The organism is Nostoc sp. T09 (assembly GCF_002154695.1).
Classification (GTDB): domain Bacteria; phylum Cyanobacteriota; class Cyanobacteriia; order Cyanobacteriales; family Nostocaceae; genus Aulosira.
In genome coordinates, this window is the sequence record NZ_MTAV01000069.1 from 1 (window position 1) to 17,079 (window position 17,079).

At 42.4% G+C, this 17,079-nt stretch carries 9 protein-coding genes; 2 read left to right on the forward strand and 7 right to left on the reverse strand.

Annotation, left to right across the window (positions count from 1 at the left end; translation table 11 throughout):
* From BV372_RS15180 to BV372_RS15200, 5 genes are all read right to left on the reverse strand, one after another.
* On the reverse strand, positions 1-3,237 hold a 3,237-nt coding region (locus BV372_RS15180; RefSeq protein ID WP_179198103.1), incomplete at its 3' end, for an Hpt domain-containing protein.
* A 90-nt stretch (positions 3,238-3,327) separates the two neighbouring features.
* Entirely contained in the window at positions 3,328-6,270 is a 2,943-nt protein-coding gene (locus BV372_RS15185) for a methyl-accepting chemotaxis protein (protein ID WP_086687335.1), read from the reverse strand.
* A gap of 16 nt (positions 6,271-6,286) precedes the next feature.
* The gene (locus BV372_RS15190; RefSeq protein WP_086687336.1) at positions 6,287-6,817 is read right to left on the reverse strand and encodes a chemotaxis protein CheW; all 531 of its coding nucleotides are present in this window, start codon (positions 6,815-6,817) and stop codon (positions 6,287-6,289) included.
* A 13-nt stretch (positions 6,818-6,830) separates the two neighbouring features.
* On the reverse strand, positions 6,831-7,196 hold the full coding sequence (locus tag BV372_RS15195; RefSeq protein ID WP_086687337.1) for a response regulator transcription factor: 366 nt from the start codon (positions 7,194-7,196) through the stop codon (positions 6,831-6,833).
* A 212-nt stretch (positions 7,197-7,408) separates the two neighbouring features.
* Positions 7,409-8,605: a response regulator gene (locus tag BV372_RS15200; protein WP_086687338.1), complete on the reverse strand. Its 1,197-nt coding sequence runs from the start codon at positions 8,603-8,605 to the stop codon at positions 7,409-7,411.
* Positions 8,606-9,160: 555 nt separating this feature from the next.
* Between BV372_RS15200 and hmpF the strand changes: the two genes are divergently transcribed.
* Positions 9,161-10,936 carry a pilus motility taxis protein HmpF gene (hmpF, locus tag BV372_RS15205; RefSeq protein WP_086687339.1) on the forward strand — a complete coding sequence of 592 codons (1,776 nt, stop codon included), beginning with the start codon at positions 9,161-9,163 and terminating at the stop codon, positions 10,934-10,936.
* A 106-nt stretch (positions 10,937-11,042) separates the two neighbouring features.
* Here the strand turns inward: hmpF and tilS are convergent, their stop codons facing one another.
* Positions 11,043-12,044, reverse strand: coding sequence for a tRNA lysidine(34) synthetase TilS (tilS, locus tag BV372_RS15210; protein WP_086687340.1), 1,002 nt, complete (start codon positions 12,042-12,044; stop codon positions 11,043-11,045).
* 1,155 nt (positions 12,045-13,199) lie between these two features.
* Entirely contained in the window at positions 13,200-16,319 is a 3,120-nt protein-coding gene (locus BV372_RS15215) for a hypothetical protein (RefSeq protein ID WP_086687341.1), read from the reverse strand.
* Between the two features lie 526 nt (positions 16,320-16,845).
* Here BV372_RS15215 and BV372_RS15220 point away from each other — a divergent pair.
* Entirely contained in the window at positions 16,846-17,049 is a 204-nt protein-coding gene (locus tag BV372_RS15220; protein WP_086687342.1) for a high light inducible protein, read from the forward strand.
* Positions 17,050-17,079 lie beyond the last annotated feature (30 nt).

Here is a 17,079-nt window from a genome sequence, read left to right on the forward strand (position 1 = left end):
TAATTCATCAACTAAAGCCAGTTCTGTACTAGCAGTTTCTGCAATAGCAGCTTCGTTGAAATCACTATTTGCAGTGTTGTCTACTAACTCGTCTAAGGTTGCAAATTCTTGGAAGACAGTTTCTGTGGCTGATAATTCATCAACTAAAGCCAGTTCTGTACTAGCAGCAAAAGTTATGTCTGCGGCATCAACAGCAGTTTCCAAACTCTCGTCTACCCCTGAGTTAGCTGGAGACTGTTGTAAACTAAAATCTTCGACAAAACTTAAATCTAGACTTGTTGCTGATGGCTCCTCGACTAAATTCAACTGTGCACTGTCAGTAACAGTCGTTTCTGCGGTATTAAAGTTGTCTAAATCGCTGAAATCTGTATCTAGGCTTGCTGGTGTTGTTGATGATTCCTCGACTAAATTCAATTGTGCACTGTCAGCAACGGTCGTTTCTGGAGTATCAAAGTTGTCTAAATCGCTGAAATTTATATTTAGACTTGCTGGTGTTGCTGATGACTCCTCGACTAAATTCAATTGTGCACTGTCAGCAACGGTCGTTTCTGCGGTATCAAAGTTGTCTAAATCGCTAAAATCTATATTTAGGCTTGCTGCTGTTGCTGATGACTCCTCGACTAAATTCAATTGTGCACTGTCAGTAACAGTCGTTTCTGGAGTATCAAAGTTGTCTAAATCGCTGAAATCTATATCTAGGCTTGCTGCTGTTGCTGATGACTCCTCGACTAAATTTAATTGTGCACTGTCAGTAACAGTCGTTTCTGGAGTATCAATATTGAACAAATCAATTTCCAGGTCAGCAAAAGCTTTGGGAGAACTGCCAAATACGTTCTCTACTGACTGGTTGGTAAATTCAGGAGTGAAATCTAAAGCTTCTGGAGGTAATGCCGTTGACGGGAGTTGGGTGAGATCGCTCTGCTCTTCTAAAAAGCTGCTAATCTCGGTTACAGGTATTTGTTGCTCGTCAACGTTATGTGAAATTGTCGTGTTGGTTGGTGCCAACTCTGCAAATAAATCATCCTCACCATCTTCTGAAAATATCAGATCGAGCTGCTCATCTTGCTGTGGGAAAGCTAGATCAAAATCTTCAAGATCAAAATTTGCTGTAGGTGAAGGAGTATCGCCAAAAAAATCATTGGCAGCTGTAAACAAGCTCTCCTCTAACGCCCTAGCTACATCCTGCTCTAGCTTTGAGTCAAATTCTGGCTGTTGTTGAGTTTGTGCTTCCTCGTTCCAGAAGTTGTTCAAATCATCTGCTGATGGCAAAAAATCTCTTGCTATTGTTGAGGGTGTGTCAAATAAATCTCCAATTTCTGGCTCACCTGTAGAAAATGGTGTATTTTCTTCTATTTCAGTAAATAAATTATCGAAAGAAAAGCTTTCTGGTTGTGGTAAGTTAAGTTTTGATTCGCTACTAGGAGTTATTTCCTCTGCCAAATTTGTATTTTCAGTTTCGGAGAATAATTCATAGAAAGTGTTTTGCTCGTTTTCAGATAATTCTATGCTAGGTATCGCTTCAATTTCTGGTTGATTTACTTCACCTATAGACAAAGTTTCGTTTTCATCTAATTTCAATCCCAATAGATTTTGCACTACATCTTGTGGCGCAATATCCCCCGGATATTCGAGGAGAATTTGCGTAAATTCTTCTATACTTTCATCAGTCGGGGAGTCTAAATCTAGATCGTTAAAGTTTGTTGCTGCTCTTTGTGAATGTTGTGGTTCTGAATTCTCTTTTTCTAAGAAATTGTCACCAAATAGTAGGCTGAAATCTTCTGTTTGGATTGTAGTTTTTTGAGAATCATCACTGCTTGTATTGCTTATATCGTCGTCAAAAGATAGTAAATCTGCTAAATCGCTATCAGTATCCTCAGTCTCACCACTGGTGATATCAATGCCCAATTTACTGGCAGCATTAATGTCTAATATTTCCTCTTGTTGCCAAGTTTCATCCAGTTCTGGCGTTTCACCTTCAAATAAATCCGCCAGAGTATTTAACTCAGCTATTCCAACTTCTGGACCTTTTGGATCAAGATTATGACTTGTCAGAACTGTATCATCTTCATTGCTAGATAAGGAGTTAAATAATAAAGAAGAATCAGTGCTAGTATTTTTCGTTATTGAAGGAATATTTTGATCTTTGTTAAGTTGCTCAGATAGGCTCTTTATGCGGTTTTTAGTACCACTAACAAAATTATCATTTGTGGAAGCTAGCTCATCAGCGATCGCATTTGGCTGTCTCTCAGATTCATCAGGCAAATTATAGGCTATGTCTACTAATTCAACTTCTGGGAAGCTCAAAAGTACTTCTAGCTGCTGGCTAATTACAATCTCCGTTTCCTTACCTTTAAGAACTAATTCCTGAGCTTTTTTAATTTCTGTAATGACAATTTTAGCTAGAGTTAGATAACTATTATCAGGATTAGCGATCGCGTTTGTTGCTGCTTGACATAAATTACACCACTTGGGCAAATTAAAGGCCTCACCCAATTGGGCTAACTGTTGACAACATTCCTGGAGATTTTGCCGAGTTTCCAGGTTTGTCCCTTGTTTAAATAGTTGCAACATTTCCCGCAGTGTTTGCAGCACTTGGGTTTGGAACTCACTCCAGGTTTCATTTTCTTTAGCCGCAACCGACGAACGTGTCTCCTCAGGCAATGTCACGGATGGTTCGCCGGATACTCTGCTGTTTTCTTCTTCTGGGGTGGAGAAATCCCGGTGCATGAAAATTTCTGTCAGTGTGTTGGCGTTATCTGCCAAGGCTGGACGTATTTCTGTTGCGGAAATACCACTGTCTACACCACTGGTTGCTTGTTGTAAGAGTAGTTCTAGATGCTGATTCAGCCATTGAAAGACTGGCTCAGTTTCTGACATCAAAGTATTGGCTGTCTCTTCTGACAGCCCAAACGGTCCACTCAAATTCTCCAAAAGTGCTTTGAGGGTATCGGCCACACCAAGAAACAAAGACTCTAACTTTTGGTCAACCTGAATTGGATTCTCTTTAAGAATTTTGAAACAATCTTCTAGGCGGTGAGATGTATGCTGGATGCTACTCAAACCAAGCATCGCAGCTCCCCCTTTAATAGAGTGAGCCGCCCGGAAGACTTCGTTGATCATTTCTGGGTCGTTCAGGGTACTCTGGAGATTCAACAACCCCTGCTCAATCGTATTCAGGTGGTCTCTTGCTTCTTCAATAAAGTAACCCAAAATGCGCTGTTGTTGTTCCGGCAGCATAGTTTTTTCGCCAAGAGTCAATAGTCAAGAGTCAACAGTTAAAAATCAACAGTCAAGAGCCAATATTTGAACTTTGGACTATTGACTAAATTATCTAGATTCGAGGGTTTCTACCCGGAAACGTTCAACGGAAGCTATCAAGTCGCGGGATACACCCACTAAGTTTTGCAGGGCACCGGAAACTCGTTGTGCTTCCTGAGAGGTTTCTTGTGCTGTAAGTTCTACAGATTGCATCACGTGAGCTACAGCACGGGAGGTTTCAGTCTGTTCCACAGTATCGGAGGTAATTGAGCGCACCAAAATATCAATACGATTTGCCACTTGAATAATATTTTCGAGCGATCGCTTGGCTTCTTCTGCCAATTTAGTGCCTTTAATTACCTGTTGTGTACCTTCCTCCATTGCAGTCATCACAGAGCCTGTTTCGCTCTGGATTTGCATCACAATTTGCTCAATTTCTTTTAGAGACTTGGCAGATTTGTCTGCTAGCTGGCGCACTTCATCTGCTACTATCGCAAATCCGCGTCCGGCTTCTCCTGCCCGTGCCGCTTCAATACTAGCATTGAGAGCTAATAAGTTGGTTCTAGAGGCAATTTGGGAGATTAATGCGACAATTTTCGAGATTTCTTGCGAAGATTCTGCTAGTCGCTTCACTTTGCGGGTTGTCTCTGCCACAGTTTCCCGAATTTCTAAAATACCTGCCACGGTATTTTCCACGGCTTCCCCACCTTTGAGGGCGATGGTGCTGGCATCACGGGCGACAGTCTCCGCTTCTCGCGCCGCTTCCGCTACGCGTTGAATTGAGTCGGTCATCACCTGTACGGAATTCAGCGTTACAGCCAACTCTTCTGCTTGTCGCAAGGCATCGCTAGATAAAGCTCTAGCAAAGGTTTCGGAGTTAGTTGCACCTTTTGTTACTTCCTTGGCTGCCACTTTTACTTGTTGGACAATATCCCGCAAGTTTTGGATTGTCAGGTTAAAGGCATCAGCAACTGCTCCCAGTACGTCTGCTGTTACCTCAGCTTGTACTGTTAAATCTCCTCTAGCGGCTCCTTCCACATCATCTAACAAGCGAATTACTTGGCGTTGCAGATTTTCTTTGGCTTCTTCCTGTTCATCAGCTTTGCGTTGGGCTTCATTAGTGGTAGTGAAAATCACCCGTGCCATTTCATTAAAGCCAGTGGCTAGCAGTCCTAATTCATCTTCGGAATACACCGTGGCTTGAGCATTGAGATTACCTTGTCGCACAGCATCAAACTGAGCTTGCAAATTTTGGGTGGTGCGCCGAATTTGCTTGAGTGTAAAATTTCCCATAAAGGCGGCGGTTGCAAAACCAGCAATCCCAGCTGCTAGTGACATTGCCCAGCCAGTGTTCCGCACTGATTCTCGTTGTTGGGGTGGAGAAAATGTAGTAGCTCCAAAGCTGACTGTGGCTACAACTAGCGCTGAAACGATACCAACGCTACCTGCGATTAGCCATTGTTTCTTTTCTAAAGAAGCATTCTCTAAGGGTGCTAACCAACCTTGCTCGACGCTGACTGTGGGTTCTAACTTTGAGACATCTACTTGAGTAAAGACTGGGACTGCTTCTTGTGAACCAGTAATCGAAAATAATTCATCTTCGCGATCGCTAGCTTCATCAATTGCAGAAGACTCCACAATTTGGTTGCGGGAATTGCTGCCAGTTTCCAGTGAACCAGAATGGATTGCCACATCGCTAAAGCTGGAGTCTGCTTCTGCTAGATCAAACCCTGGAATGTTACCTAAATCGTCAAATTCATCAAAGTCATCTAAAAACTCTATATTACTTTTGGAATTGCCTCCATTGCGGATATTGCCTGTGTCTTCATCTGAGCTTAAACTCTCCGAGCCAAAAGCAGATTCAAATGCTTCAAAATCAAAATTATCGTCAATCTCCAAATTATTTGTTTCTACTGTTACACCCGGTTTTACCTGTTTTTCTTGGCTAAAATCTCTGTTAGCAGAAGCAGATACCTCTTTTAAGGTATCTTGGGCTTCTATAGGCCCCAACCAATTATCAGGTGTACTTTGAGATAAATCATCCTGACTGTTGGATCTCAAACTATTTGTTTTTGTGGCACTATCCTGGATAACTATTTGGCTCTTGGCTAAAGTTTCATTTTCCAAGCTATTGCTGTTCATATCCAAATCCATATCACTTGGTTCTGGATATTTTTCCTCCATCAAGAATTCAGTTGGTATTTCCCAGTTGTTGTTTGTTGGTAAATCAAACTCTGCAAAAGGTGAATCGCTATCGCTATCATCTTTATAATCAGCAACACCTTCTTTAGTTGAATTTCTACCAGTGTCTAGAAAATGACTCTTCACTCCTGGCTCGTAAATATTATCCTCTGTAATATCTTCCTGCCAAAAAGCAGGCAATTCCAGATCTCCTTGCTCCTCCCAACTATTAGCCTGCGACTCTTGTCCACTTGGTTGATGGTTCAAATTAAACGGGTCATCGCTCAAAGGTTCCGAGAAATCTGGTATGGCATTAAATGCAATACTACTGTTTGCTGAAATATTAAAGGGACTGTCCAAGGATAGCTCTTCTATTTCATTTACATCTGGCTGGTACTCACCAAAGGCTTTGTCATCAAAGCTGTTGCTAGCAAAATCGCTACTGGAGTCCAAACCTTGTGATATTGGTTCATCAGTTAGCAAAGCATCAGAAATTTTTTCTGAGGTTATTTGCTCATTATCCTTTGTGGTAGTGTCCTGAGCAGGTACTATTTCTAGGTATTCATTGATACTCTCAAGACCATGTTTGGCAAAACCAATTATTTCTTTGTCTTGAGTCAGCTGCAACACCTTTTCATATTCGGCTTTTGCGACATCGTACTGCTGTAAAACATAGTAGATGTGACCCCGCAACAAATGGGAGTTAGGGTCATTTGGTAAATTTTGCACCACTTGGTCTACTAAAGTGGCGGCAACTTCATAGTTCTGTTGCGCATAAGCCGTACAAGCCTGCTTATATATCTCTAGGTAATCATCTATACTTGCTGCCATTTCCACCCTCCCATTTTCATCCTGCCCACCTCGCACTCCGCAAAATTGCCATTTGATCGAGTAGTCGTAGACACTGATTTTTTTTAGTATCTAATAACCACTCACCGCGTAAAAAGGGAGCCATTGTATCCGGCACATGATTTGGTAGCATCAGATTCTGTGCATCAAGCCAGTCCATACCACCGATTTCTTCTACCGCTAAGCCCACTATCGTGTCTTGCTCTTCGATAGCAATTACCGGAATTTCTGCTCTATCTGTGTTTAGCGCGGTTGCTTCCCCCAGAAATTGGCCCAAATCAGCCACCCAAATTACTCGACCTCGTAAATTTAGAGTACCCAAAAGTAAAGGAGAAGCATTAGGAATCGGAGTGATTCTATCTGGACTCAGTTCCATTACTTCTCGAATCCCAGTTGCAGGTAGTGCAAACTCCTGGTGCGAAGGAATGTAAAACCGCAAATGTAATTCACCTTCAGGACTTTCTACTTGTAATTCAGGACGGAAGTGGTCTTGACTACCACCGCTTAAAAAGTCCGGTTTGCTGACCATGTTATTTTCATCCTTATCCTCGCAGCAGTTGTTTGACTGTTCCCACCAACTCAGTTGGTTGAAATGGTTTGGCTATGTAAGCGTCTGCACCCTGTTTCATGCCCCAGTAGCGATCAAATTCTTCACCTTTGGAAGAACACATCACCACGGGGACATTCTGGGTTTTCGGATCGGATTTTAACCGACGGCAAACTTCGTAGCCGTTCATCCGAGGCATGACAATATCCAAGACCACTAAATCGGGAGGTGCACTTTGAATGGCCTCCAAAGCTTCTACTCCGTCACTGGCATGGGTGACTGTTAAGCCACTGGCTTTCAGGAGGTCCGTAATCATCTCCCTTTGTGCGATACTGTCTTCCACAATCAGAACTGTACTCATAAATGCCTATCTACCTCCTGATGTAGACGTTCCCCTTTGGAACATTCCCTGATTTCCCCGCAAGCATTTAGTGTATAAATTAACTTTATTCCTTCACTAATTTACTAGATAATAACTTTGTACTGGTTGTACTGGGGCTGGTTGATTCTGTGATAACATTTTTTACCCCATCTTTTAGCGGATCAACAAGTCTTGTATCTTTTTTGTATGTCCTAGCAATAATTTATATTGATATATTTCTCTACGAGCGTCAGTATCTCAGTATCTTTCAACGGTTTTGTCAAAAAATCTGTAGTCCCGACCATCTTAGCTTTGACTCGATCGATAAATCTATCTTGAGCATTCAGCAAAATAATTGGCACCAGTGCAAATACTGTTGACTGTCGCATCATGGCACAAATCTCATACCCATCTAATTCCGGCATGGTCATGTCGCAGAAAATCATATCTGGCTGAAGTTGAAAAATGAGACTGAGGGACTCTAAAGGATTAGTCAAAGTTAACACTTCATATCCTTGTGGCTGCAAAATAGACTCTATAGTCTCACCAATAGTCGTTGATGCTTGGATACTTACTATTCGCACCCGACCGTTGCTATCTACCTCCGAATTTTCTCTATCTAGATTAAAATCACAAGTATTTGAATATACTAATTGCAGCCAGCCTTGTTGCACGTAAGGATATATTGCCTTAGCGACAGTGAAAATGTCTCGGTTGAGATAGCGAGCTAATTGACGCAGGGATGTTTTACCATCTGCCCAATGCTTGAGCTTATTAACTGTTTCTACTGGTAAAGAGGTATGTAATTGAACTACATCAGAAAGCATTGGCACCTGATCGGGAGACTGAATATATGGATACAGTTGTTGCCAATGTTGCAATTGCTTAGCAATTTTTGTCACTAGAGGAGTAATCTCCCAGGTGGTTAATTGTGGGGTAAGTGCTGGACTCTGATGAAAAATGAAGCTACCTTCATGCAAACTCAGTAAATCAAAGAGTGTTTCATATACAAGGTTGTGCATGATATCACGAGCTACCTTGGGGTTAATCATATTCTGTGCCAAGAGTGCCCAGAGATAGCTGTACTCTGCTACATTCACTGAGTCTAGAGAGGCTAACTGTATATCGTCAAGCTGCATCTCGACTCGGTAATGTCGTAAATAATCGTCAATCCTAGATAAACTACCATCTCCTTGTTGGCAATAGATAATTTGGCCATTGAGGAAAAAGACGAACCAATACTGTTGTGGTTGGCAAATCAAGCAATGGTGATGTTTGTTACCCTCTCTACTAATTTTGTTGCTATTGCAAAAGTTATGGGATTTCACTAACAATTGACCAGTTCGCTGCCCCCACTCAATCAATTGCAGGATACTAGGAATATCAATTTCATTTAAATTTCCCTGCATTTAGCTAAAAGGTACTCCTTGCGATCCTGTTTACATTCTTTGTTAAGTTTGCCCAGTAATTTTTTATCTTTAACTAGTGTTATAAAAAGGTAGTTTGACTTGCTCCAGACAGCAAAGCAGAAATCGCAGGGTAAAAGCCACCGCGAAGTTGCAGTTATTGCAGATGAGGTAGAAGGAATATTGCTGATTACACAAGGATTTTTAAGTTTTTCCGTCACCTTGCACTAAAAGGACGATCTGTTGGATATAAATAAAATTACTGCCTGCAAAAGATCTTTGGCGATCGCATACTTTAGGCAATGTTCCTTAATTTTTCGTAATACACTTTGACAAAGCTAGTGATCACACGGTAGCCATCATTATTACCATCAGCACAAAATATAAAGGCGCGATCCACACGCATCTATATGTAACAAGATGTGACAAGTCATGTCATGTCTATAAATAGTTTTGTTTGTCTTGTTTTCCTGGCTGTGGTGAAATCAGACAAGCTAACAAAAATATCTAAGATATAACCCAAATCACGGACATCAAGTACACAAAAGGACTAACGGTGTGCTGTATTTAGCAGAAGTACAAAAGCAAAAAGGCGGCTTACTCACTACTAATTTACTCAGTAGTAGTTCTAAAACCGAATTGAAACTGCTGGCTTGTCAGCGAACCGACCAGAATTGGAGTACTGTGTCGGAAGATGTGATTACGGCAGACGAAGCGAATAAATTAAATGATGGCGCACTCGTACTGGTAGAGTTGACTCCCAATCGCCAGGTGCAGCGGATTCAAGAAGCTGGGCGTCCCCTAGTCAATATATTGCAGAATTTTTCTCGCCAATTGGAAAAATTTAAGCTCAAAGAAGACGAGATCGATCAGTGGAAGCAATCACTAACATTTCAGGCGCAAGAATTGAATCGCCGCGAAATGGAAATGGAAGTCCGCTTGGAACAGTTGCAACAAATGGAGGATGAGTTTCATCAATTGGAGGCGCAAAAAGAGGAATTTGAAACTTCCCGTACAGAAATTGAAAAGTTACAACAAGAAATAGAGCGCAATCGCCAGGAACTAGAAGGAGCCTGGGAGCATTTGCGGGGTGAGCAACGTCGCCTAGAAGAGTTTCAAGCAGATTCCCAACAAGGGAAGGTTTTAGATGAAGAGCAAAGTCGAGTATTGAGTGAGTTACTTGATCGCTTGTCTAGTCGCGTTGCTCCTACGGAAACAGTACGGGAACACCTCAATTTATCTTTTGAGTTAGTCGAAAAGCAACAAGCTACGCTAAATCAACACTGGCAAAAGCTAGAGGAGCAAAAAACTTTAGCTACTCAACAGCAAGAAGAAGTTGAACGCCTCTCGCAAACCTTTAGCGATCGCCAAAATACCTGGGAACAGGCACAAAATTCTTTACATCAACATACATCTGAGTTAAAAGTAAACACCGCAATTCTTGCTAGCAAGCAAGAATACGCTCAAATACTAAAAGAGCAATTGCGAAATCAGGAAGACTTATATCAACAGATTCAATCCTTGGCTGCCACATCTGGGGATGGAATTCTTGGGCAGAAAGTAGATGTGAAAGCTTTAGAGAATATGCCTCTAGATGAACTGCAAAGGTTGGTGCAAGATTTGCAGGAGAAGTTTGACATAGACTCTAGCTTTGTCCACGATCAGGAACAAGAACTGAAATATAAGCAAGAAGCCATAGAAGAGGTACAAAACAAGATTGATCAAGCATCTGACCATGATGTGATTAATCTAGAAATGGAACTGGCAGATGAAAAAGACCTCTACCAAATGTTAAACCAAAGTTTGGTGGGTCAACGTCGTAATTTGCTACAGCGGCAGAAGTTAATCAAGCAACATCAATCTGTACTCCTACGGCGACAAGGACATGCTGTTACCAATGAACCAGAAGATAACTCAATTGATTTGGGACCGATTCTTTTGCAAAATGAAAACCAGCGACAACAACAGTCTCAAGAATTACAAAAGTTAGAACGTGAGATTGAGCAGATGCAAGCTGGTATGGAGCTAGCCCAAGGGATGATAGATAATCAAGTCCACGATTTAGAAGAGAAGCGCCAAGAACTGAAAACGATGGAGAACAACTTGCAATCCCTCAGAACGGCAACTACTGAATGCTGGGGTCGGGTTAATCTCTATCAAGAGACACTACAACCAATTCAAGACAGTCTAGATGCTTTACGGCAGAAGTTGCAAAGCATGGTTGACTCTTTAGCTCAAGTTCAAGAAACAGGTGATTATCAGCTCCAAGCTATTGCCCAGATGCGTCATACTCTTCTGGATCTGATATCTCAGCCAGAATTACTAGCATCCTGAAAAGGATAAAGTCTGTAGACACCCGGAGGGTGGCTTGCCGTTCGCGTAGCGTCTCCGACAGGAGAAGGCTAGGATGAAGGATGAAAAACACTTCACACTTCAGCCTTCATACTTCACTCTTTATATAGATCCAATCACCTTCCACTTGAGCGATCGCACCACCAGGAAATGGATCTGTTTGTGAGCGGTTGGGAGCGGTAATTAAATTAGTTAATTTCTCTATGTGTTCAAAACTGGGGGCATCAGGAAGTATTTGTTGTAGGATTTGACGCATAACACGACGTTGCAACGCTAGCGGTACTGTCTGCAATACACGACGATTGAGCCTTAAGGGTAAAGAATCAGGAAAATGTTCTTGATTTCCCACTTCAATTACTTCTTCCTTCAACTTCTGCGTTGCTGTCTCTAAATATTCCACTTCTGCTTGGAGAAGTTCCGCCGTTTGGGCTAAAGCTAATTCTACTTTCGGGTTAAAATTTTTTTGCAGATATGGAATTAACTCTTGGCGGATGCGGTTGCGGGCGTACTGTAAATCTTGATTTGTAGAATCCTCCCATACTGGCAGATGGAAATCATCACAAAATTGCTTTGTTTGTGTACGAGTGATTTCTAAAAGTGGACGTACTAAAAAAATATCTACAGTCAATGGACGTTGCCAAGATAAGGCCTGCAAACCATCAGCCCCTGTACCGCGCATTAAATTATATAGAAGGGTCTCGGCACGATCGCTTGCTGTGTGTCCTGTCACAATACAGTTGTAATTATTTTCCTGAGCGATCGCACTTAAAGCTTGATACCGCCAATTACGTGCAGCGGCTTCACTATTTAACGGTTGCGTAGCAGTTTCTAAATAAAATAATATATTCCAGGTTTTAGCTAGGTGTTCTACATGGTTGGCATTAGCTTGGGAGTCAGCACGCCAGCGATGATCGCAGTGAGCAATACCTAAATGCCATCCCCATTTTGATTGTAAATCTAACAGTAATTTTATGAGACACAAAGAATCTTGCCCACCCGAAACTGCCACTAATAGACGTTGGTTGCGCTTAAATAAATCGCGCATTCGGATAGTGCGATGAATTTTTGCATGTAGGGGAGTCCATACCATTTCTATTTTGAACCACAGACAGACGCACAACATTTTCTATTTTATCTGCGTCATCTGGGTATATTGGCATTAGCAATTTTAGATTTTGCTAACTCCCACAAGCCGGAAATCAGAATAATTGTCTGAACATAATTCCTCATCAAATTTATTGACAAGGCTGAAACATATATCTTAATTCAAAATGTATGGCTATGTTCGTCATCCCAACATTTATTTTCATGCCAACTTCTGTTTGTATACTGACATTCAGAAGCATTATCAATCCAAGGGATTGATGTAGCATGAGGTGAGTCGTTACTGGAAGTAATTAAGGAAAATAGTGAATAATTGGTTGAAGAGAATAGTGAAAAAAAGGCAGTAAAAGTACAAATTGGTAGAACTAGGAAAATTGCAATGCACAGCACAGTGTTATTGAAAGTCCAAAAATGTTTACCTGTTTTGGATTGCTGTTTATTTTTCGTAGTTTTCGTAGTTTTGAAATTTGATAACACAATATCAATCCTATGAATCTCTATTTACGCTTTAAGCTGTACTAGATAACTACATTCTATGCATTCCAAACTACATTAACCATGAGGATATTACTGTTTGTCTTTTTGGGATTCGATTGTTTGGTTCCATGATTCAAAGGCAATTCAAAGAAAATTATGCTTTTTTGCTAAAAATTCCTAGAGAGGAAATGTGTGATTAGCGCAACGCATTGGCTCCTCAAGTCGGGAAACCCTTTCGGCAGTTCCTTCTGGGGGACTCGGGGTCCCCTCTGGGGATTGGGGGCGAACCCCCAAGACCGAACTGCCTTACCACGGCACTGTCTCCTTTATGCCGACGGCAGTTCCTATGCAGAGGAAACCACCAAGACCCTTCGGGTTCGGTAGTCCCCCATCGCCGGGAACCGCCAAGACGGGGGCTACCTCACCGGACTGCCTTGGGGACCCGTCCACCGCAGTGACTCACCTTCTGCCTTCTGCCACGCCATCTGCTACAACGGAGGAAACCCCCGCAACGCACTGCCTCCTCTGCCTCCTGCTTTGTCATAACGACAATTTTTAACACCGATCTACTTACCTCAGTTCAAAAGGTGTAGCGAAAGGGAATTCAATAAAAAACCTCCCACACAGGGAGGCTTAAACAGGTGAGCGGAGACAATTTGTCCACCTACAGGCGAACGACAGCGATCGCTCCTCCTAATGCTGAGAAAATAGCGGAGACAACTGCTGTAGCAAACAACCACCAAGCGGCTGTAGCGGCGGCTTTACGGGTTTCTTCAGCTTGCCGTTGTGCTTGATGTTTTACTTCTTCTAAACGGCGTTGTGCTTCGTGGTGTAGGCGTTCTGCTCTTTGTAAAACTGTGTTGCGAGCTCCTTCAATTTGGTCAATAATCCGGTTGGCATCTTCTTCGGAGATATCCTCACGGGAACTGATCAGTGCTACTAGGGTATCGCGGTTGAAAGAAGACAGGCGATCGCGTAACGCATCAAAACCAGCCTGTGGATCTTCAAATAATTGGCGAACATCGCGCTTAATACTGTCGTAGTTCAGTTCCGGACGCTCCAGGGAGTTGAGATAGCTGCGGATGCGGGCAAAAACTCCATCAATCACATCTTGGATGCGTCTTTGGATGCCTCGTACTTGCTCCACAAATTGCTCTCGCACCGAGACGATGTTATCTGCAATTCTGGCTGCTTCTTCATCGGAAATATCTTCGCGAATTTTCAGCAGGGCGATAATTGTGGAACGGTCAAAATGAGCCAAGCGATCGCTAAAACTTTCTATACCGACACGGGGATCGTGCAATAACAGTTGTAGGTCACGCTTGATACCTTCTGGGTTAAGTTCTTCCTTGCCAGTCTGCCGCAAGTACTCTTCCAAATAAGCTTGGAAAGTTTCCACTCTTTGCTGTGTTCTGGTAGCAAGGCGACGGGGCGCACGTACAATGTTGCGAATCGAATGTTGTACGGAATCAATGATTTCATTGACTTGCTGTTCGCTCAAGTCTTGACGTTGACTGAGCAATTTTACCAGTGTATCCCGATCTACCTGCGATAATCGACGGCGTAGTGCTAAGGCTCCTTCTTGGGGATTGGCCAATAGTCTGTTTAAATCTCGCTGAATACCTTCTGGGTTAAGTTCAGTTTTGCCAGTGTTGCGCAAGTAATCGGCGATGGTAGTGCTAACAGAGTCGTATTGTTCTTTAGCTTTATCTACTACAGCTTGAGGCGCGTGGCGGATACTGTGCCAAGAATCTTCAACTGAATTAATGATTTGATTAACTTGGTCTTCGCTTAAATCTTGGCGCTGACTCAACAGTTGTACCAAGGTGTCACGATCAAAACGGGATAAGCGCGCTCTAATTGCAGCAATTCCTGCTTGGGGATCTTCCAGCAGTCTTTTAACATCAGCTCGAATTGCATCAGGGTTAAGTTCGCTTTTGCCAGTGTTACGCAGATATGACTCTAAATTCAACCACAGTGTTTCTGCTTGATATTTTGCCTGGTCTGCCAGCCCTTTGGATTCGATCAACACGCGATCCCGTTGTTTTTCTAAATCCTCTAGAATGCCATCTAATTCGTATGGCTGAATATCGTTGCGTTGAAACAGTATTTGCTGCATTTGTTGGCGATCGATCGCAGCCAATCGCCGTGACAGAGTTTCATAATCTGCTTCTGGATCTTGCAACAAAGGTCTAAAATCCCGCTCAATACCTTCTGGGGTCAAATCAGCTTTACTGGTAACGAGTAGGTAGCTTGATACTCGACGTTGCAAGTCTTCTACTATCTCTCTTTCTTCAGCAGCAGTCGCTGTCACCAATACTTCTTGACGGACAGTTTCTAGTTGATCTGCAATCCGCTGAATTTGTCCTTGAGTAAGCAGTCCCCGTTGTTGCAGAATGTTAACAAAATCATTGCGGGAAAGTCGCTGTAATTCTCGCCGCACTACTCCAGGGTCCGCTGCCGGATCGTAGATGACATCGCGAAATTCTTGGGCAATTCTTTCCCGGCTGAGTTGCCAAGCATAAGTGTTATGCAGGTAGTTTTCGACATCAGCTCGAATTGGGCTATAGGGTTGGGAAGCTGCGGGCAAACCTAGCTTATCTGCTTGTTCGCTAACTTTATCTTTAGCGGTAGACAGAGATTGCCAAATTTTTTCTACATCTAAATCTGACAAATCTGTTCTTCCCAAAACAATACCAGTCAAGGCAGATATTCCTTGCTGGAGTGTTTGCTGAATTGGTCCTGGGGTTGCCTTTTGGTCAGCTTCCTTAGAACTCCGAGTTTCTGCAATTAACCTCTCCAGCTTGGCGTTAAGTTCATCTGTTCTGGTTTGTCCTGGTGGTAGTGATTTGAGATATTCAACTAACTCCCCTAAGCGGTCTTGGGCTGGTGCTTGCTGACTTACTACCTGCTGCCAGAGTTTATACAATGTATCAGCGATGCGTTTAACGTCTCGTTTAGAAAGGTCGGTGCGACTGCTGACTAAATCAATAAACTTTTGGCGGTCGATGTTGCGCAGATCTGGACTACCTGCGATCGCTTGAAATTGCGGGTCCTTAAGTAAGTTTTCAAAGTCATTACGGATCTTGGATAGATCTAACTCTGGGGGACGCAACCTTTCTAGGTAATCTTCTACGTTTTCTCGAATACTAGTTGGGTCGATCCCGCTTCCTAGTTCCCGACGCACGGCGGCGGCGGCGGCTTCAGCTGTCGCTACCACTTGATTACTGACTGTTTTGGCACCCAAGGCAGCAGTGGCTGTCCCCATGATTGCTTGAAAGCCGGAGGTTGCCGTATTTACTACTGAGCCAATTAACGAACCGACTGTGGTAGAACTCACCCACATTAGTAGTAAAAAGTAGGCACCCCAAATTACTAGTCCCAAAGTTGCGCCAAGTCCTGGGTCTAACACCAGCAAGCTGAGTTTGACTGCCAAAAAACAAGCAATTAATAAGGCAACTGTTACAGTAACTAGCGTCCAAATTCCGACTGCTGTACCAATTTTGCGAATCGTACCGCCGACACTTCCCGCTTCGTGGTGATCTGAATCTGAGTCAGAGGGACGCCCCAGGTAGGAAATACCCGCAGCAACAGATAAGTTTGTTAATACTAATTGGAAAGCAAAAGCTAGAATCACACCAGAGATTAAAGCCACAAAAAAGCGTGGCCCGGAAGTTATAACCGATGCCTGTGCTGGTGAGACGCCTGTGGAGTCTACTGGAGCCTGTGCCACCCACAATAGTGGTTTATACAGTCCCAGCATAATTTCCGTACTTTGAAACATTGTATTTCCTTTGTCTAAGATTAAATTTGAGGAAATTAAGGATTACATGAGCAGAAATTCTGTATTTATGGCAATACCTAACTCTTGTAGCTCTCAGAATCGTGGAATTTAGGCATCCAGAGCATCTCTCCACAGTTTGAACAGTATATCTAGCGTTAGATAGAAATTTGGCTAGCCAAAGGGAAAATCTTCATTAGCTATCTTCAAAAAACCATAGTTATTACTCTTCATCTTAGATAAACACAAATATTCATCAGTGTTTTTTGAAAAAATTGATTTAGCTCTAACTTTATTAATTTGTCCGCTTTATATAATTAATTGCCAAGTTTCAAGGCTGTTTTTCTGTTTTATCGTTACATTTATTTATAATTATTTTTTTATCACCATCTTAAGGCAGATATATTAGCTGCAAAAGCTGTTTGCTGATCATCCACAAGAAGTGGCTATTGTTTGTGCCTACAGACAGAAAGCAACTTCTTTGTAAATCGTTACATTTGAATCAAGAAACAAATTGTTAAGAGAAAAAATGGAAACTCGTCCTTCTACTGATTTACCACCAGTTGCTAGAGAATATAACGGCGTAGATCGTAATGCTTTTCTCTTTGGCTGGACACCCCAAGCAGAACTATGGAATGGTCGTTTGGCAGCTATCGGTTTTCTCGCTTATTTGTTGTGGGATTTAGCAGGATTTAGTGTTCTACGCGACGTATTACACCTGATTGGTTACTAAAGACTAAATACGCAAAAAACACAATTTTGG

Excerpts from the sequence above, each read along its gene's own strand:
- BV372_RS15185 (WP_086687335.1), bottom strand. The coding sequence starts at position 6,270 with ATGGCAGCAAGTATAGATGATTACCTAGAGATATATAAGCAGGCTTGT.
- BV372_RS15190 (WP_086687336.1), bottom strand. The coding sequence starts at position 6,817 with ATGGTCAGCAAACCGGACTTTTTAAGCGGTGGTAGTCAAGACCACTTC.
- BV372_RS15195 (WP_086687337.1), bottom strand. The coding sequence starts at position 7,196 with ATGAGTACAGTTCTGATTGTGGAAGACAGTATCGCACAAAGGGAGATG.
- BV372_RS15200 (WP_086687338.1), bottom strand. The coding sequence starts at position 8,605 with ATGCAGGGAAATTTAAATGAAATTGATATTCCTAGTATCCTGCAATTG.
- tilS (WP_086687340.1), bottom strand. The coding sequence starts at position 12,044 with ATGGTATGGACTCCCCTACATGCAAAAATTCATCGCACTATCCGAATG.
- BV372_RS15215 (WP_086687341.1), bottom strand. The coding sequence starts at position 16,319 with ATGTTTCAAAGTACGGAAATTATGCTGGGACTGTATAAACCACTATTG.
- BV372_RS15220 (WP_086687342.1), top strand. The coding sequence starts at position 16,846 with ATGGAAACTCGTCCTTCTACTGATTTACCACCAGTTGCTAGAGAATAT.